At 55.9% G+C, this 18,277-nt stretch carries 12 protein-coding genes; 10 read left to right on the top strand and 2 right to left on the bottom strand.

Features of this window, described 5'->3' with window-relative positions:
- The first annotated feature begins 94 nt into the window (after positions 1-94).
- On the top strand, positions 95-661 hold the full coding sequence (locus DOM45_RS08390; RefSeq protein ID WP_110599436.1) for a bactofilin family protein: 567 nt from the start codon (positions 95-97) through the stop codon (positions 659-661).
- 220 nt (positions 662-881) lie between these two features.
- Here the strand turns inward: DOM45_RS08390 and DOM45_RS08395 are convergent, their stop codons facing one another.
- On the bottom strand, positions 882-5,387 hold the full coding sequence (locus tag DOM45_RS08395; protein WP_110599438.1) for an O-linked N-acetylglucosamine transferase family protein: 4,506 nt from the start codon (positions 5,385-5,387) through the stop codon (positions 882-884).
- Between the two features lie 163 nt (positions 5,388-5,550).
- On the bottom strand, positions 5,551-6,447 hold the full coding sequence (locus DOM45_RS08400; protein WP_110599439.1) for a flagellin N-terminal helical domain-containing protein: 897 nt from the start codon (positions 6,445-6,447) through the stop codon (positions 5,551-5,553).
- 934 nt (positions 6,448-7,381) lie between these two features.
- Here DOM45_RS08400 and DOM45_RS08410 point away from each other — a divergent pair.
- From DOM45_RS08410 to DOM45_RS08450, 9 genes are all read left to right on the top strand, one after another.
- A complete protein-coding gene (locus DOM45_RS08410) occupies positions 7,382-7,621 on the top strand; it encodes a hypothetical protein (RefSeq protein ID WP_240612329.1) in 240 nt (79 codons plus the stop codon).
- Between the two features lie 140 nt (positions 7,622-7,761).
- Positions 7,762-9,141 carry an O-antigen ligase family protein gene (locus DOM45_RS08415; RefSeq protein ID WP_110599441.1) on the top strand — a complete coding sequence of 460 codons (1,380 nt, stop codon included), beginning with the start codon at positions 7,762-7,764 and terminating at the stop codon, positions 9,139-9,141.
- On the top strand, positions 9,131-10,276 hold the full coding sequence (locus DOM45_RS08420) for a glycosyltransferase (RefSeq protein WP_162302609.1): 1,146 nt from the start codon (positions 9,131-9,133) through the stop codon (positions 10,274-10,276). The genes DOM45_RS08415 and DOM45_RS08420 overlap by 11 nt, the downstream gene beginning before the upstream one ends.
- Positions 10,266-11,432 carry a glycosyltransferase family 4 protein gene (locus tag DOM45_RS08425; RefSeq protein WP_110599445.1) on the top strand — a complete coding sequence of 389 codons (1,167 nt, stop codon included), beginning with the start codon at positions 10,266-10,268 and terminating at the stop codon, positions 11,430-11,432. The genes DOM45_RS08420 and DOM45_RS08425 overlap by 11 nt, the downstream gene beginning before the upstream one ends.
- Positions 11,433-11,493: 61 nt before the next feature.
- Positions 11,494-12,978, top strand: a complete 1,485-nt coding sequence (gene murJ / locus DOM45_RS08430; protein WP_110599447.1) for a murein biosynthesis integral membrane protein MurJ — start codon at positions 11,494-11,496, stop codon at positions 12,976-12,978.
- A 6-nt stretch (positions 12,979-12,984) separates the two neighbouring features.
- The gene (locus tag DOM45_RS08435) at positions 12,985-14,175 is read left to right on the top strand and encodes a glycosyltransferase (RefSeq protein WP_110599449.1); all 1,191 of its coding nucleotides are present in this window, start codon (positions 12,985-12,987) and stop codon (positions 14,173-14,175) included.
- A complete protein-coding gene (locus DOM45_RS08440; RefSeq protein WP_110599451.1) occupies positions 14,172-15,296 on the top strand; it encodes a glycosyltransferase family 4 protein in 1,125 nt (374 codons plus the stop codon). The genes DOM45_RS08435 and DOM45_RS08440 overlap by 4 nt, the downstream gene beginning before the upstream one ends.
- 94 nt (positions 15,297-15,390) lie before the next feature.
- A complete protein-coding gene (locus tag DOM45_RS08445) occupies positions 15,391-16,788 on the top strand; it encodes an undecaprenyl-phosphate glucose phosphotransferase (RefSeq protein ID WP_240612331.1) in 1,398 nt (465 codons plus the stop codon).
- Between the two features lie 142 nt (positions 16,789-16,930).
- Positions 16,931-18,211 (top strand): O-antigen ligase family protein, encoded by a 1,281-nt coding sequence (locus tag DOM45_RS08450; RefSeq protein ID WP_240612332.1) that lies wholly within the window; start codon positions 16,931-16,933, stop codon positions 18,209-18,211.
- Positions 18,212-18,277: the final 66 nt, after the last annotated feature.

Here is an 18,277-nt window from a genome sequence, read left to right on the forward strand (position 1 = left end):
AAGATGCCTCGTCTTCTGCCGATCTATCATCACACCGGGTGGCCATGCTTGAGGCTGAATCCGCCATCCCCCGACAGCGACAGAGAACTGCGACATGTTTCAGAAATCGAACCACAATACCCGGCAGTCGGTGGCGCCATCCCGCAGCAGCGACAGCCCGGCGTCATCTGGCGGCAACCCCGCTCCCGCTCACGGCCTCTCTCGAATCGGGGGCAAGACGACCCTACAAGGCGACATCAGCGGCGACGAGGACCTTCTTATCGAGGGGCGGATCCTGGGCGACGTCCTGTTTCGGGAGCATGGCGTTACCGTCGGAGCGGAAGGCGTCGTGGAAGGCCGGATGGTGGCCAGGGAGCTGACGGTGAAAGGACGGGTGGATGGCACCCTGATCGCCGCCGAGAAGATCACCCTGAAAGCGGGGGCCGTGGTCAACGGCCAACTCCACTCTCCCGGTCTAGTACTGGAAGAGGGCGCGGCATTTCACGGCAACATCGACATGGAGCCGGAACAGGAAGAGCTCAGGAACGCCTTCGAGACCGGGGCGGCGCGTGTCGACTCCACGGTTCCGGCGTCGGCTCGCCTCGGCGCGGAGCCGTCTCCGGTTGCAGAAGCCGATACCTCCCCGGCGGACGACCGGAGCGCGCCCGTCTCGGGGAGTTGAGGCAAGAAACCCGTAGATGCGTCGAACCCGAGTGAGCTGAATGGCTCGTCAGTTTTGATATTCGACTAGAATTACAAATTATCATTTTGTTCAAGATTTAAACAGTTTTTGGGTGAGCTTAGACATTTCCTCAATATGCGGCCCCGGCCGGCTTTACGGAGCCGGCCTTGGTTCGTCGGAATTCAATGGAGTTGGTTCCGGCAAAATAATTTTATCGTTACTACGATGCTCCATATGCAACTTTGTTGTAATTTTCCAAAATCCATGCCAAGTGTTTTCTGGGTAGCGAGCTAGGTACGAGGTCAAATCGTGCCATCCTGCCCACGGTCTCCGTTGGCTCTGCCAATCTTTCGATCTCGTGGTAGTAGTGTCGATCTGTATAATCATCGAAAAGCACGATGGTGGGCTTCTCGATCATCAAGAAAGTCGTTATAAAGCACGCCCGCCGAAACCGGCCGTCGATCAGAACAACATCTGGGTGCACGAAGTCATCGTGATGCCACGCTTGAGTGGGATATCGATGGAAATTGCGCCATTTTGCATCATTTTTGGGTTTTGCCCAAAGGCCCGTCTCGCCGACATCGACATGCATGACGTTTGGGCGCGACAAGAGATCGGCTGATTCGATATAGCGATCCATGTTTTGGGCCCAAGCAGCATCGTTCTCTACTGACGTAATATGCTTATTGGGCATTTTAGCAGCGATGATCGTGGAGCCCCCACTCCCGTACTCGAGAATGACAGAGCTTTTCTGGTATAGCTCAGTAATGTAGTTTTCTACTTCTGGAGGTAAGGTGACCTTGGGTTCTATCAGGGTATCCCTGCTATCACTTTGCTGTTCTGAGGTGTTTTTATCAATTTTCGGATGAGTACGAGCATCTTCTGCGTATGATGCCCGAGTAACGGCGTCCCGACTGATGAGCCCTTGACTCTTGGCCTCCTGAAGAAGAGAAAAATGCTTTGAAATTTGGGAGTGCAAAGCGTTCAGCAATACCCATGAGTCGGCCTGCTTGCGGATCTTTTCTTTGGCATGGTCCTGACCACGAAGATATTCGTGAATCAACACCGGACCAGGGTCGTAAGCCTGTTTGCGGGCAGAATATCCCGCTTGAATCAGTCTATATGAGATATCCACGCCGCCATGGCCGAACAGTATGTAGTCTCCCCAGCCTCCTATTTCGAAGAATGGCTTTGCTGAAAATGAAGCATTACCCTCCAGCTCCGGAGGAGCCGGGAGTGGCTTGTCGCAAGGGTAGTAGTGGCTAGGTCCAGTCAACCCTGAAGGCTGATGATAAACGCCTCGCAGTGAGACGATATCCCATTTTTTATGGGCTCTGATATGGCTGTCAATGAAGCCCGGTTCAGGGATGCCATCATCATCGACAAACAGAAGAATAGGGGCTTCGCTGTACAGTGCGCCAATATTGCGCGCTAGATATGCACCTGCGTTTCCAGAGGTTTTTAACCAAGTGTCTACCCAAGGCTCTATGTCTTTGAACTCCTCGTCCGGGCAGCCGTTATTGACAAAAACGATCTGTAATTTATTTCCACCTTCCTCACGAAGTTTTGAAAGGTTTTTTACAATTTCTGGTTTGAATCGGTTTGCTATAATGATAGCCGATATATCGAACTCAGCCCGATGGTTTCGCACATTCTCTTGAGATAGCCAGTAGTCGTAGAGTGGCCCTTTGTGCTCCCATTTGACTCTTGCCAATCGATTTCTTAGAGATGCTGATTTTTCACTGTCATCTAAGTATTCCTTTCTCGACAGTAGTGCATGTGTGAGAATGAAGAATGCGGCATTATTGCTCTGTTGCCACTCAAGCAGATCTCTACAGCTTTCAAGTAAGCTATCGACCGAGCTTGCATCGAATCGATTCAGGTTGTCTGTCAGGCCGACTACGATAGCACCCTTTTCATGATCCAGAGGATCTTCTTCACTTACCAATGAAATAATGTCGTTGGGAGTGAGCGGTCCTCCTTTGTTGTTTTCTTTCAGCATTTTGAGACTGTTGGGGATATTTTCTTCTTTATTAAAAGATGGTAACAAGCCCTTGAAATCTTCAATGCCGTAAAGACCAGCGGCAAGAAACGCCAGCTTCTTTCTCTGCACCTCGCTTAAGGTAGATAGGCGAGAGTCATTTGGTATCAGCAATGCATCAGCGCTGATCAACTGGGACGCCCGGAAACCTGGGATTGATGATTTATCCTGTTCAGTGACAGCATATGAGGCTGAATGAAAGCGATAGAATTGAAACCCGTTCTCATCGGCCCACTGAATCAGATGGCCTAATTCTGTCTGTCTTTTATAAATAGGGTTGAATCTTACCCGAATCTGCAGGACGAGCGCCTCCGCCAACGCCTGAGAGCCATGTTCAAGGATTTCCAGGTTGTCGTGCCGATCATCCAGCGCCAACAAATCGATACTTTCCAGCCCTTCGATGCTGTCCAAGGAAACGCTGGCGATATCGAATGTCTCAAGATCGACGGTATCAGGGATTTTCAATGGCTCAAGGGTTGCGGGTTTCTCTCCCGTATCATTGAGTATCACCGGGGTTGGATGTCCATCGCCAAGAGTGACCTGCGGTAGATGCTCTAATTCGCCGTATTGAGAAAGCTCACTCGCATTATCGAGCTCACAGGCGGGATCGAAGACCAGCATTGCCACGTTGCCAGTGCCTAGCAAGTTCTTGATGTCGCCACGTCTGACGATATTGCAGCCGTTGTCCAGAATCGTGATTGGGCTCTCCAGATCCCAATCGAACTCCTTTAGAAGCGATGCAGGCAGTTTGACGGGCTTGGCCTCATCTTCGAACCAGGCTTGGCCACCTTTGTTGAAAGTCAGGGCTGCCGGTGCCTTGTCTTCACAGTGGCGTTGCCAGATGGCTCGTAAGGCTTTGTGCAGATTTCGGGCAAAGCGAGGGGCATCGCAGATGGGCGACTGTTCGAGATAGGTGCGTAGCGCTGCTCGAATCACTGCCAGACTCGGTAGGTCCGAAGCGAGGTCGAGAACACGTTTGCGGTAGTCTTCCCAGTTGTCCGTCACCAATTCCGGCATGCCGGCGTTGCACAGATGGGTCGCGCTATGGCGGCCGGCAAAAGTCGGGCCGGTGTGGGTGACCACGGGAACGCCCATCAGCAGGGCTTCGCATGTGGTCAGGCCGCCGGAGTACGGCCAGGTGTCCAGCGCGATATCGACACGGTTGTAGCTCTCCAGTAACTCCTTGTGTTGCGACGGGCCCTCCAGCAGGACTCTCGACCGCTCGACGCCGTGTTTTTCCAGCGTCGCGAGCACACGCTCGCACACCTCGTCGCTGCTGTACTGACCGCCTTTCAGGAACAGGCGGCTACCCGGCAGCTGTTGCAGGAGAATTGCCCACTCGGCCAGCAGAGTGTCGTTGACCTTGGCAGGATTGTTGAAGCAGCCGAAGGTGATGTAGCCATTGCTGAGCGAGGGTAGTGCGGTAATGGCGGGCTTGTAGCCCGGGGGTTGATAACAGATATAGTCGTCCGGCAGCCGGATGAGCTTTTCGGTATAGAGGTGGTCGACGCCCGCCGGGGTTTCATGACTGTCACTCAGGAAGTAGTCAAACGCATCAATGCCCATGCTACTGATCTGCATGCCGACCCATTTGACAATGATGGGAGCCGGTTTCGTGTCGACGGTCGGCAATCGGTTGAGACCGCCATGTCCGGCGAGCTCGATCAGAATGTCGATGTCGTCCTCGAAGATCTTTTCGGCGAGTTGGCGATGATTCAAGTGATAGACGGGATGCCACTCGCAGGCCTGCTTGATGCGTTTGGCAATCGGATCATTGTCTCCGGCGTCGGCATCGGAATAGGCATGGAGCTCGATGTCTTCAGGGAGCTGCTCGATGGCGCTACTGATCATCCAGCCGACCGGATGAGCACGCAGGTTTCCGGACAGCAGGCCCACCCGTAATCGTCGATTGGGGGACGTATCCTTCTCACCCTGATCAAAAGTCTGGGGCGGCTTGAAACGCGCGCTCCACTTTGTCGACTTTTCAAGGATGCTCTCTGCCGAAGCTTCCGGATCATAGTGCTTGGTCAGGATCTCGTTGGAGTAAGCACCCGAATAGTCGGGTCTCAAGCGCAGGGCTTCTCGATAATGCCACTCGGCCTTTCTGAAGTCGGCCATGTCCTTGTGGTAGTTACCGAGCGTGTTGTGCACTGTGGGGTCTTGAGGCCTCAACGTATAAAGACGATTCAGTGCCTCCAGCCCTTCCTTGAACTTGAAATGGAGCGAGAGGATCACACTGCGCATGGCCAGGACTTCTGCGGGGGAGTGGCCCAGCTCCTCGGCTTTTGACAGGAACTTTTCTGCCTCCGAATAGGAGCCCATCTGGTAGAGCATATGACCCATGTTGAAATGGGCCTGGGCATTGCCGGAATCGAGTTCGATACTGCGGGCCTGCAGTGCCTGGGCTCGCTGCTTCTCTCCCGCCATGAAACAGGCTCGTGCCAGTGCCGTCAGCGTTAAGGGATCATCGGGATCGAGCGCATAAGCTCTCTCCAGTGTCTCTTTGGCCTCATCGGGGGCAATCTGCAGCTGGCAGTTGCCCAGTGCTTTCCAGGCAAAAGCATCCTCGGGATAGTTCTGGACCAGTTTCTCGGCTTCCGTCATGGCGAGTTTGTGCTTGCCCTGCCGGTAGAGATCCATGAACTGTTTTTGACGGGAGGCGGGGGCTTGAAGACTCTGGCTCATAAGAATCCGTATTCCGGTGTGGTGCTGACGAGGATTGGATCAGCTTCCCACACTCGAAGAGATTCGAAGCGACGAAGTGATGTCACTCCAAGCCTTTTATCGTCGTGAACCGAAACGTAAAAAGGCCGGCATATTGCCGGCCTCGTTTACCGCCTCGGCGCGCTTACTGGAGCAGTGACAGAACGCTCTGCGGAGACTGGTTGGCCTGGGCCAGGACCGAGGTGCCGGCCTGCTGCAGGATGTTGGCGCGTGTCATGTTGGAGACTTCGACCGCATAGTCGGCGTCTTCGATGCGCGAACGTGCGGCAGACAGGTTGGTCGAGGTCGTGGTGATGTTGTCGATAGCGGTCTCGAAACGGTTCTGGACCGCACCGAGGTTGCTACGCTCGTTGTCAACGTTGTTGAGCTTGTTGTCCAGAATGGCCAGTGCACTGGTGGCGAGCACGTCGAAACCGTTGGTGCTGACAGCGCGAGCCTCGCCGTTGACGGAAGCTCCGGCTGCAGTTGCGGTGCTCGTGTACATGTTCCAGCCAGAGGTGCCAGTGCTGGAGGTGCCGGAAGCGCTGGCGCCGCCGATGGTGATGCTGATGGTCTCGCCGTCTTTGGAACCGACCTGGATGCTGAAGGAAGAATCGCTGGCGTTGGTCTTGAAGACGTTGGTTCCGTTGAAGGACGTTTGAGTCGTAACGCGGTTGATCTCTTCCAAGCGCTGGTTGACTTCCTTCTGGATGGAGTCGATGTCCTGGGCGCTGTTGGTACCGTTCTGAGCCTGTACGGTCAGTTCACGGATACGCTGCAGGTTGTCGTTGATCTGATCCAGCGAGCCTTCGGCAGTCTGGGCCAGAGAGATGCCGTCGTTGGCGTTACGGCTGGCTTGGGTCAGACCGGTGACGGTAGAGGTCATGCGGTTGGCGATGGCCTGGCCGGCAGCATCGTCCTTCGCGCTGTTGATGCGCAGGCCGGAAGAGAGACGCTCCATCGCGGTCTGAAGCTGGCCCTGAGACTTGTTCAGGTTGTTCTGACCGATCAGGGAGGTGATGTTGGTATTGATAACTGCCATTGTCGTATTCCTTTCTCACTTGAGAGGGCAATTTGGGCCTGATCCGCTGCGCGGTGGCAGGTGGTGCCGGATCCTGCTGCAACGGCCCCGTGGCCGTTGACCCAGTTATCGGCGCTACCCGATGTTGCTTTAGCCTCGTCTGAGAAATTTTTGATGTAGTGATTCGGTACTGGTGGGAGTGCCTCAATGCGAGGCCGCATGGTTGCGGGGATTCCGGCGGTGTAGGAGAGCTGACGGCAAGAACCCGGGCAACAAAAGACTTCTATTGATTACCTAATGTTACTCATTGTCCTTCATATGAGTCGCTACCTTCGGGCAGGCGAGGTGGCGTCTCGCTCCAGGCCGCAGGGTAAACGCCAATCCGACACGAGCGTGTGACATGGCTCTACGCATTTGCAGTAAGAGGAGCGAACTTGGTCAGCGGCTGTGCGGGGCCCCCGGCGCTACGCCATCTTTTTCTATCCATCGCGAGAGCGCATTGACCAGAATTTAGCGATCGATGTTCGAGACGCCCTCGAAACGGTCGAATCGGGCTCGAATGATGTTGCTTGGCGGGCTTGGCGGGCTTGGCGGGCTTGGCGGGCTTGGTGGGCTTGGCGGGCTTGGCGGGCTTGGCGGGCTTGGCGGGCTTGGCCAAGGCGAGGCGGGAGCCGTTCCTGGCGATGCTGGACGCGACCGTCCCAAGTCACTATCCGCACGCCACTATTGATTCGCTCGTTGCTTTGCTCGCCCGCTTTCTTGGTTCCTGGCCCGACCAAGTGCAGGCATGGTGATTTTTCGGGTGTCTTTCGCTAGACTGAGCAGGCCCGTGTCAATGGCAAAATGCTGAATCTTCTGTCGGCAAATAGTGACTCTTTCGTGCCTATCAGAAGGTGGTAGCGCTGACGATGCGTCGATTTCTCTTTTTATTGATAGGGTTTCCTGATAAATCACTATGCCACGCACCATGAATGAACGTGAGAAGATTCGTAAGTTCCGTGAACTTGATGATGCCTTTGCCGAAGCCCTGCGCGAGCTGGATGGCGGGCCCAGCCGATCCGAGCAGGTATCGGTGGATCAAAAAGATTCTGATTTCAAGGATCGCTTGCAACATCTGATGCAGGAATACGCCTTGAGCCAGCGCTGCGTGCACAAGATGTTGAGCACGCTGATGGAATATAAAAAAATATTCTAAAATCGAGTGGTTGAATAATGGTGTTGTAATTGCTACGTGTCTCTGAAATTTATCTGCCTTTGTATGGCGTGAGCGGTAGCTAAAAGTTCGGCCGAATACTTTTCCTTTAATTCAACCCCGCAGTGGAAAGGATTCCGCTCATGACATCCTCGATTAGCCTCGAAAGTCGGCTAAGTTTTGTTTTACTATTATCCTTGCCCCAGTTTTTTGTCGTGAAAGTCATGGGGATGTGGCTTCCTTTAGCTCTCGTGGCCGTCGTTCTACTATTTCCTGAGCTAATAATTCGATTCAGAGAGCTGGTCAGGGATAGAACGGTTCTACTCTTGATGGGCTTGATGGCGACGCAGTGCTTTGCTCTTACAGGGTCAGTCGATAAAGCAATGGGAGTGAAAGTCATTGTCTACGAGGCAGTCTTTATCGTCGTGTTTTTAGCGGCAAAGCATTGTGATTGGGAAAGGCTCAAAAAGCAGCCGGCCATGTGGATCTTTTTCATAGGATGTTTTCTATTGGCAGGATTCGTCATCATTTGTCGAATCTTTCCGGAATTGGAGGATACCTTCCTGCTATCCGGGTGGAGTGGTATTTTCATCAACCCCAATGTGCAGCAGGGATTGGCCGATGGCAGCATCCGTAACAATGTTTTCGACCCAGTGAAAGCTGGCGGCATATTCGTCAACGCCAACGTGGCAAGCTGCTACCTGGGTATGCTTTCACTCTGTACGTTGGCTTGTATCAGGCGCCCTCGGCTGGCTTGGGGCATCAGCCTTCCACTGCTCGTTGCCGTTTTTTCGACGGGATCGAAGACGGCGACGGTTATCTTGATCGGCCTGACCATCGTCTATCTGGTAGTCGCTCTCGTCCTGAGAAACATCCTGGCCGCCAAAATGGCTCTGGCGCTGGGAGTGATGGTGGCTTCAATGATGATATTGTTCTACAGCCCGATTCCACAACAGTTCGTCGGCAAGATTACGAGTCAGGAAACTAGCCTAGCTCCTATGTTACCCTCCGCGTCTCCGCCGTCTTCGGACGAACCGGGCCCGCGCGAGACATTGGATAATGCCGAGGATTCGATGAACAGCCGACTGCTGATATGGCAATACGGCTTGGAAGCGTTCGAAGAAAGACCTCTCATGGGGCAAGGGTACGGGGGGTGGCAGCAGGGGTTTTCCAGTTACGTCAAAAGACTGGGCGAGGAGGGGATCGAGTTGCGCGATGGCTTTCCCCCGCATAATACCTTTATCTATCTCTGGAGCCAAAGCGGGGCGCTCTCGGTTGTTTTTGCGGCTCTGTTGTTATTGTACTGGAGCGGTATTTCCCTTTCGGCGATCGGCAAAAATCGTGAAAAAGAACATGGCCTCAGGATGGCGATGGCGTTGACGGGGGCATGGGTCTGGCTGACCGTGCATGGCATGGGAGATAACACCGGGCTCCTTGGCGATGCTCATCAGGTGACGCTACTGGCTGTCATCATTGCCGGCATCGACAATCTATCAGAAAGGAAGCGCGCTAGTGCAGCTTAAGCGAGTGGGCATATTTCGGAATCAATTGTTTAAATTTTCCGAACCTTTCATAACTCAGCAGGCACAGGCGTTAACCCATTTCGAACCGGTTTATATCGGCAGGAAACTGCTGGGTAGAGCGCCTGAGGGCGCAAGGTATCTATCACTGGATTGCTCGCAGGGAACCGTCGCGCGGGGGCATCAAACGGTCAATGCACTGACTCGCTACCCGGGTGCATACGTTCGCCTGCTGAGGGAGGGGCCGGTCGACATCATTCATGCCCACTTCGGCGTGGATGCCGTCTACGCGCTACCATTGGCTAGAAGGCTTGGCGTGCCGCTGGTCACCACGTTTCATGGGTTTGACGCCACGACCAACCGCAAAGGACTCCTGACATCGGGTTCTCCCGCGTGGTATCACTATCTGCTGTTTCGAAGGCAGCTGGCTCGGGATGGCGACGTCTTTCTTTGCGTTTCGGACTACATCCGAGAGCGTGTGCTGGCGCTGGGTTTTCCCGAGGAGAGGACGTTTGTCCACTACACGGGAATTGACTCGGCCCTGATACCTCCCAGGTCGCCCGTCGGCGGGACCAAAAAGATAGTTCATGTCGCAAGACTGGTGGAGAAGAAGGGCACGCGTTACCTCATTCTGGCATTCAAGGAGCTGCTTCGGGAAATGCCGGATTGTGAACTGGAGATCATCGGCGAGGGTCCTTTGGAGAGAGAGCTTAAGGATCTCGTCGACTCCTTGACGCTGAACGGGAAGGTCAATTTCCTGGGTTCGCTTCCACACGAGACTGTTCTCACCAGATTGACCGGTGCCTCGGTCCTTGCCTTGCCCAGTGTCCAGGCGGCAACCGGAGACATGGAAGGTCTCGGAATGGTGCTGCTCGAGGCGGCAGCCATGGGAATCCCTCTGGTCGGCACCCATCACGGTGGTATACCGGAAGTGATCGTTCACGGGGAGACGGGGTTTCTCGTTGAGGAAAAATCCGTCACGAATCTCAAGAAATACCTTCTAGAGCTAGTCTCGGACGATGAAATCAATGTCCGCATGGGGCTGAATGCAAAGGTCATGATACAGGACAAGTTTGATATGCCTAAGCAAGCTGAGTCTCTGGAAGCCTTCTATCGTAAGGCTATCCATGACCGATAATGTTGTTATTTTCTCCCGTTCCTTGCCAATGCACGGTCTGGGAGGCATGGAGGTGGCTGCCTGGGACTTGGCCGTTGGCTTGACGCGGTTGGGTTATCGGGTTGTGATATTAACAACTTCAATTCCTGGTGAGCCTGAATTAATCGAGCGGGAGGGAGTTGTAATTGAGGCTTTGCCGGTAGCTAGCGGCCGGTATTCCCGTGAATGGTGGAAGTCTAGTCGTAGTCGCTTCAAGGATCGTTATATGACTTCGGCTAGCTGCGTTGTCAGCGTGAGTTCTGCGGCACTTGGAGTTTTGTCGTTGAGAAGCTGTATTCCTGAGGTTCCTTTCCTGTTTCAAGCTCACGGAACCTCCTGGGGAGAAATTGTGTCAAAGTGGAGGAGCTTGAAACCCAAGTCAATGGCAACGTCCATGAAGAATTTTTTTTGGTTGCCAAAAGATATTCTCGCGTATCGGCAATTTGATTATATCGTGGCGGTCGGTGCCAATGTGCAAAAAGATTTACAAAAACTATGCAGCTACAAGCTTTTAGATTCGGAAAAGGTTCGCCTTATTTCCAACGGTATTGATACCGAACTGTTTTCTCCGAGTTCGGAGAGCCGGCGTTATGTTAGACAGGCTTTAGGCGTCGATGATGAAAGTTTGATCATGTTTTCCGCGAATCGGCTGCATGCGCAGAAGGGTACGCATCACGGGCTAGAAGTTTTCTGTCGAGTCAAAAAACGTCGGCCGAATTCATTGTACATTATTGCCGGGGATGGGGTGGAAGCCGAAAATTTAAAAAAACAAGTGTTGAAGCTTGGGCTGGAGAAGAGCGTAATTTTTCTCGGTCGGATCGAACGGAAGGAATTGTCGAGATATCTATCGGCTGCTGACCAGTTTCTTTTTTTGACCGAGAGAACTGAAGGGCTTCCGCTCAATATATTGGAATCTTTGGCATGCGGTGTGCCTGTGTTTATCTCTTCTCATGTAACTCTTTTTGACAGTCCTTTTATCAAATTCGTCGATTTTAAGGATTACGAAGAAGTCTCTAATTTGTTGCTTCATGAAGCAGAAAAGCGTCGCCTGGCAGTGTTGCCGGAGGAGTATTCGCTTGGCAATAGCGTGAGAGCCTATGAAAGCTTGATTCGTGAGAGAGTTGCGGGCCAGATTTGAGCTCGTTAATAGAGTGCCGGTGCGTCAAGGTGCCTACCGCTACGTATGACCGAAGGGGTACATGAAGAAATCAATAGTCCAGTTAACCGGTGGTAACTTTCTTTCCAAGCTACTCGGTGGTTTACGTGAAATCCTGACGGCAGCCTGTTTCGGAACCGGCGCAACGGCCGGTGCTTACCGGGTGGCTCAGACCGGTACGCTGGTCCCTGTCAACTTCTTCACCAGTGACAGCCTGAATGCCGCGTTCATCCCGCTTTACAAGCGTTATCTTGTCGAGTCCCCCGACAAGGCGATCGTCCTGCTCTGGGAAATTCTCGGATTGTTCACGCTGTTGTCCGTCGCCATCGGCTACGGGCTGGCGGTACTGGCTCCCCTTTGGGTGGAGACGCTGGCGCCGGGACTCGGTTCCGTCGCCACGACCACTGCCGTCGAGTTGCTGCGTATCATGGCGTTGGGCGTGCCTTTCTATCTCTGGAGCATGATCTTCATCTTCCAGGCGATGGCCCATGATGACTTCGTGCCCATGGCGCTGCGACCCTCCATCCAGAATCTCGGCATGATCGCGGGGGTGCTGCTGGCCTATTTCACTGGCCACGTCAGCTGGTTGGCCTGGGGGTTCACCGCGAGTTACATGGGGCTCTTTGGCTGGAGCCTGTATCGGGCGATCGTCACCCGCAGTCTTCGATGGCCGGAGGCGTGGCAGCTGGGTGAGTTGCGCGAGGTCGCACGGGCGTTCTGGCTCACTCTGAGGCCGCTGTTGCTGCTGCCCGTCATGCTTCAGGGCAATATCGTGACGGAACGGGCGGTCGCCTCGATGATCAGCCTGACCGCCGTGGCGGCGATCGACTATTCGCGCTTCGTCACCGAGACGATCATCCTGCTTCTCGCCATGCCGATCGCCTACGTCGGTCTGTCGAGCTGGAGCGTGCTGAGTCGAGAGGCGCTGGACCGGCAGCTGCGGCGGGTCACGATGCTGCTGTTGCTGGTCGCGGTGCCCGGCAGCCTGTTCCTCTACGACAACGCGGGTTCGATCGTGGATGTCGTCTACGCCCGGGGAGCGTTCGATGCGGTTTCTTCCACTACCACGGCGGCCATTCTGCAAGGCGCCGCAATCGGGCTTTGGGCCCAGGTGGTGGGGTACGTGCTGATCAAGGCGCTCAACGCCAAAATGCGCAATCGCCAGGTCCTGTGGATCATGGCGGCTGCGCTGTTCGGCAACGTGATCACCAATCTGCTGCTCTACCGATGGCTGGGTGCCTGGACCCTGGGGTTGGGAAACGCCGTCTACGGCCTGCTGCTGTTCCTCGGTACGGTCTGGGCCTGTGGTCTCGCGAAATCGATTGGACGTTACTTGCCCATCCTGGCCGTCGCCTGTTGCGGATATCTTCTGTGTGGCCGGTGGGTACCAGCTCCCGACCATGAATTGTCGCGCCTTTTTTGCAACGCGCTGTTCGCGGCCATCTACTGGTCTATCGTCGTCTTAGTGATACCTGCCTTCCGTCAGTGCATCGTCGATCTGGCCAAGCAGCGTAACGTCAGGAGTTGAGTGGTCATGGAGAAGTTCGACATTGTGATGTTGTCGACAGCAGACTGGGACAATCCGTTCTGGACCAACAAGCAGCATGTCGCGCGTGAGCTGGCCAGGCGAGGGCATCGGGTGTTCTACATCAATTCGCTGGGATTGCGCCAACCCAGTTTCAATCGCTCCGACATGAAGCGTATCGCAGCCAGGTTGAAGTCTTTCTTCTCACGGCCCAGGCATGTCGAGGAGAATGTGATCGTCTGGTCGCCGATCGTCATACCGCTGCAGCGATTTTCTCTCGTGCGCCGCATCAATCGGTTCTCTCTGGGACTGATGATTCGTCTGCTGACGCGATGTCATGGATTCCGAAACCCCGTGCTCTGGACATACAATCCGCTGACGCTGCGGCTGCTCGATGTTTCCCGATACCGATTTCTCATCTATCACTGTGTCGACGAGATCAAGGCGCAGCCGGATATGCCGGTTCTCATCCTCGAAGAGTCCGAGAAGAGACTGGTGGAGGAATCCGACGTGGTGTTCGTCACCGCGCCAAAGCTCTTCGAGACCCGGCAGCGGTGGAACGATAAGACGTGGTTCTTCCCCAACGTGGCCGACTATCGTCACTTCTCCCGGGCGAGCGAGCCCTCGACGCCCGTTTCTCCCATCGTGGCGCGCCTCGACAGGCCGGTGATCGGTTTCGTCGGGGCGATCAGTGGGTATAAGGTGGATTTCCCGTTGCTTGAGCATCTGGCGCTCACCCGCCCGGACTACCAGATCGTCCTGGTGGGCAAGATCGGGGAGGGCGATCCCCATACCGACATCCGCCGTCTCGAAGCGCTTCCCAATGTCCACTTTCCGGGGCCGGCGGCCTACGCCGACCTGCCGGGCATCCTCAAGGGATTCGATGTGACGATCCTGCCCAGCCTGCTGAACGAATACACCGTCAATATGTTCCCGATGAAGTTCTTCGAGTACCTGGCTGCAGGAAAGCCGGTCGTCGCGACGAGGCTGGAAGCGTTGGCCGAGTTCCAGGAAATGGTCTTTACGGCGAGAGGGGAGGAGGATTTCGTGCATCAGGTCGATCGTGCCCTCAAGGAGAACAGCGCCGAGCGCATCGAGGCCCGTCAGCAATTGGCCCGCGAATATACCTACGAAGCCAGGACTTCCAGCATGCTGGATCTCGTCAGGCATGAGATGACTGAAAAAGAGGGTTCCCAATGAAAGTTGCACTGATATCGGACTGGCTCGTCTCGTACGCCGGTTCCGAGAAGGTCGAGGAAGCCATTCTGGGGCTGTTCCCTCAAGCCGATGTCTTTACCTGTGTCTTCAATCGCGAGGCGTTCAAGGGAACCGGGTTCGAAAAGGCCCGGGTGACGGAGTCTTTCATCGCCCGGTTGCCTGGGGCGCTGAAGCATTACCAGAAGTATCTGCCGCTGATGCCCCTGGCCGTCGAACAGTTCGATCTGTCCGCCTACGATGTCGTGATATCGAGCTCCCATGCGGTGGCCAAGGGGGTCCTCACCGGGCCGGATCAACTGCATATCTGCTACTGCCACACCCCCATTCGTTATGCGTGGGATTTTCAACACCAATATCTGAACGAGTCGGGCATGGGCCGCGGCCCGAAAGGGTGGCTCGCGCGCTATCTGCTGCACCGGTTTCGCATCTGGGACGTTCGCACGGCGCATGGCGTCGATCATTTCATCGCCAATTCTCGCTATATAGGTCGGCGGATCCGCAAGGTCTATGGCCGCGATGCCGATGTCATCTATCCGAATGTCGCCGTCAATGATTTTTCGCTGGTGCCCGAGAAGGAGTCTTTCTATCTGGCAGCGTCACGCCTGGTCCCCTACAAGCGCATCGACCTGGTGGTAGAGGCTTTTTCCCGGATGCCGGATCGCCAGCTCGTGGTGATCGGGGAGGGCGACCAGGAGGACAAGATTCGGCGAATGCTGACGCCCAATATCGCTTTTCTCGGTCATCAGCCCTTTTCGGAGCTCCGTGGCTACCTGCAGCGCGCCAAGGCTTTCGTGTTCGCCGCCGAAGAGGATTTCGGCATCATGCCGATCGAGGCCCAGGCCTGCGGCACGCCGGTGATTGCCTATGCTCGTGGTGGCGCGCTGGAAACCGTTCAGCATGGCAAGACGGGCTTCCACTTCGATCGCCAGACACCGGAATCAATCCGTGAAGCGGTCGAAAATTTCGAGACAAAAGGAGTATCATTCGGCGCCTCCGAAATCCGGCAGCATGCCGAGAGTTTTTCGCGTGAACGATTCGATCGGGAAATGGAGGCGTTCGTGCTGGAGCGATGGGACGCCTTGAAAGGGAAACGGGGATTCTAGGCTGAGTGGCCGAGTTTTGGCTGTCGGCCACCAGTGACGGCGACTGACGGATGAGCGCTGTTCTCATCGGAAGCGTGAGGATGGAGAGAGGATAATGTCGCCTGCAGAGGAGAGGTCGCGGCCCCGGGGTCACGACTGGTTGATGGCGCTGCTGTCTCGCGGGGCGGATTTCTGTGCCGTGCTGCTGGCCGGGTGGATCGCTTATGCCTGGCGATTCGATAGCGTGGTCGTCCATTACGAGCGTTACCAGTGGGCGCTCCTGGTGGGCGGTCTCATCCAGCTTTGGCTGTTCCCGCTGTTCGGGCTCTACCGTTCATGGCGGGGGCGTCGCTGGCTGGCCATGGTCGCCAAGCTCCTTGGGGGCTATCTGGCCTGGGGCGTGGCACTTGCCATGGTGATGTTCGCGTTCCAACTGTTCGACTACTCGCGCATCTGGCTGCTGGGGTGGATGCTGCTGGCCTTCGCGCTCTCCACGGGCGCCCGCGGGCTCGCCTATCCGTTGATCACCCGGCTGCGCAAGCATGGCCGCAACCAGCGCAAGGTGTTGTTGATCGGCGACGCTTCATCGTGTCGCAACGCTTTCTACGCCCTGCGCCGGGACCCCGGGCAGGGGTTCGATGTCGCTCGGGTTCTGGTCCTGGATTACGGCCTCCGCCGGCGACTCGGGAAATACCAGGGCGTTGTCGATAACTACGAGTTCGGACGACGCATCACGGTCGAGGAGGACGAAGTCTGGGTATGTCTGCCGCTGTCACGCGGGAATGATGCGCATCGCATCATCGACGCGCTGGATACGGTCACTGCCAATATCCGGCTGATGCCGAACCTGTCGGATCTGCGTCTGATCAATCACAGCACATCGGTCATCGCCGGGCAGCATCTCATCGACGTGTGCTGTTCGCCGATGACGGGCTGGCGGCGAATGAAGAAGCGCATACTGGACGTAGTGTTGTCCAGTCTGATCCTGGTAACGATTGCGCCCCTGCTCCTGATCCTGGCCTTGGGCGTGAGAGCCAGTTCCCAGGGTCCGATCTTCTATCGGCAGGAGCGTGTCAGTTGGAACGGGCGACCGTTCTGGATGCTGAAGTTCCGCTCCATGCATGTCGATACCGAGCAAGCCGGTGTGAATTGGGGCGGGGCGAGAAACAAGTCGACGACCCGCTTCGGCGCCTTCCTGCGGCGGACCAGTCTCGATGAGCTGCCGCAGTTCATCAACGTGCTTCGCGGGGACATGTCCATCGTCGGCCCGAGGCCGGAGCGCACCATCTTCGTCGAGCGCTTCAAGCACGAGATACCGGGCTACATGCAGAAGCACATGGTCAAGGCCGGCATTACCGGATGGGCCCAGATCAACGGCTGGCGTGGCGACACGGACCTCAACAAGCGGATCGAGTGTGATCTCTGGTATATCGAGAACTGGTCGCTGTGGCTCGACCTGAAAATCATTCTGCTGACGTTCTTTCGGGGGTTCACGAATCCCCACGCCTATTGAGGCCGAGTTATCCGCACGATACCCGTGAAGGGTCGTTTCGAGATGGGTGAGTTTGTGACGCCGCCGCTGCGGCGTTTTCTTTTTCGAGTGAAAAGTGTGAGGGGAAGGGATGGGTTGGTACTGCCCTAGGGGGCTCTGGTGGTTGGGCTTTTCATTGGTGCTGGTCTATGCCGCCCTGGGAATCGCTGCGCATTCGCTGAAGGATGTCATCGAGCCTTACATGGCGTTCCTGGGGCTGGCTTCGTTGCTGGTGTTCGGAGGCTGGCGGCGCAAAAGCGGGGCACTGGTCCTGCTGGTGGCGATCTGCCTGGTCCAGCTCGTCAGCTGGTGGCTCGCCATCGCCGATCATCCGCAATGGGCCAGACCCAACCCCGATACGGAAAGAATGGCAAAGCTGTTCATCTTCATCGCCATCGCCTGGTGGTTGAGAGGAAGCCTGTGCCATCTCTTCTGGGTATGGGGGCTCGCATTGGTAGCCTTTCTGCTGACGACGGTTGTTTATCCCGAGGGACGTGAATCATGGGTCCTCGGCTTGCAGGGGGAGCGTGTCGGGTTCGGTATCCAGAACAATCAGCATGCCTCGATGCTATTCGGTGTCGCGCTACTCGGGCTCTGTGTCTTTGCCCGACGGTTCTGCTGGTCCGGCGGGTTTCATAGGGGCCGCGCCTGCGTCTGGTTCGGCATGATGCTGATGGTGCTGGTGGGGATTCTGTTCGGCCAGACTCGGGCCGTCTGGTTGGCGCTGCTCCTCTCCTTGGTCGTGGTCTTGTTCGTGCTCGGGATTTACGCCAAGAAACGCTATCGGGTCCGGCTGCTGAATCGGCTGACCATGGGCATCGGCGCCGGGCTGCTCCTGGCGGGTGCGATCGTCATGATGCTATTCGGCCACGTGCTGGCCGACCGTGTGTTATCCGAACACCAGATCATCGCGCAGTTGCTGTCGGGGCGGCTGGATACGCTGCCCTACAGCAGCATCGGCATTCGCATCCACTCCTGGGTCGCGGCCACCCAGTGGATCGCCGAACGGCCCTGGATCGGCTGGGGCAGCAACGGGCGCGAGCTGGTGATCGAGCACACGCCCTGGTTGCCGGAGTACGTGAAAAGCCACTTTGGGCATCTGCACAATTTCCTGTTGGAGACGCTGGTCAATTACGGCTTCCTGGGGCTCGTCTGCATGATCGGATTGATAGCCTGGGTCGGAACCGTCACCTGGCGAGCCTGGGCGCGGGGCGACATGCCCAACGACGTGGCGCTGTTCGCGGTGGCGTTCTTCTGCTATTGGCTGATCGTCAATCAGTTCGAGTCCTACCTCTCGTTCTGGACCGGCATCTATGTCCACAATCTGATCGTGGGAGGGCTGGTCACGCTTTACTGGCGTTCACCCGCCGACCCGCGCCGCGCCGTCGAAAACCGATTACCATAGGCCACAATCGTATAGTGGCGAGTGCGACGCGTAGGCAGGAAAACGGTGTGTCGGCTCGCGCTTTTT

This window comes from Salinicola lusitanus (assembly GCF_003206045.1).
Lineage (GTDB): Bacteria > Pseudomonadota > Gammaproteobacteria > Pseudomonadales > Halomonadaceae > Salinicola > Salinicola lusitanus.

What these genes read in the sequence shown, in the direction of transcription:
- DOM45_RS08400 (WP_110599439.1), bottom strand. Translation starts at nt 6,447, where the DNA reads ATGGCAGTTATCAATACCAACATCACCTCCCTGATCGGTCAGAACAAC.
- DOM45_RS08440 (WP_110599451.1), top strand. Translation starts at nt 14,172, where the DNA reads ATGAAAGTTGCACTGATATCGGACTGGCTCGTCTCGTACGCCGGTTCC.
- DOM45_RS08435 (WP_110599449.1), top strand. Translation starts at nt 12,985, where the DNA reads ATGGAGAAGTTCGACATTGTGATGTTGTCGACAGCAGACTGGGACAAT.
- DOM45_RS08395 (WP_110599438.1), bottom strand. Translation starts at nt 5,387, where the DNA reads ATGAGCCAGAGTCTTCAAGCCCCCGCCTCCCGTCAAAAACAGTTCATG.
- DOM45_RS08425 (WP_110599445.1), top strand. Translation starts at nt 10,266, where the DNA reads ATGACCGATAATGTTGTTATTTTCTCCCGTTCCTTGCCAATGCACGGT.
- DOM45_RS08415 (WP_110599441.1), top strand. Translation starts at nt 7,762, where the DNA reads ATGACATCCTCGATTAGCCTCGAAAGTCGGCTAAGTTTTGTTTTACTA.
- DOM45_RS08390 (WP_110599436.1), top strand. Translation starts at nt 95, where the DNA reads ATGTTTCAGAAATCGAACCACAATACCCGGCAGTCGGTGGCGCCATCC.
- DOM45_RS08410 (WP_240612329.1), top strand. Translation starts at nt 7,382, where the DNA reads ATGCCACGCACCATGAATGAACGTGAGAAGATTCGTAAGTTCCGTGAA.
- murJ (WP_110599447.1), top strand. Translation starts at nt 11,494, where the DNA reads ATGAAGAAATCAATAGTCCAGTTAACCGGTGGTAACTTTCTTTCCAAG.
- DOM45_RS08445 (WP_240612331.1), top strand. Translation starts at nt 15,391, where the DNA reads ATGTCGCCTGCAGAGGAGAGGTCGCGGCCCCGGGGTCACGACTGGTTG.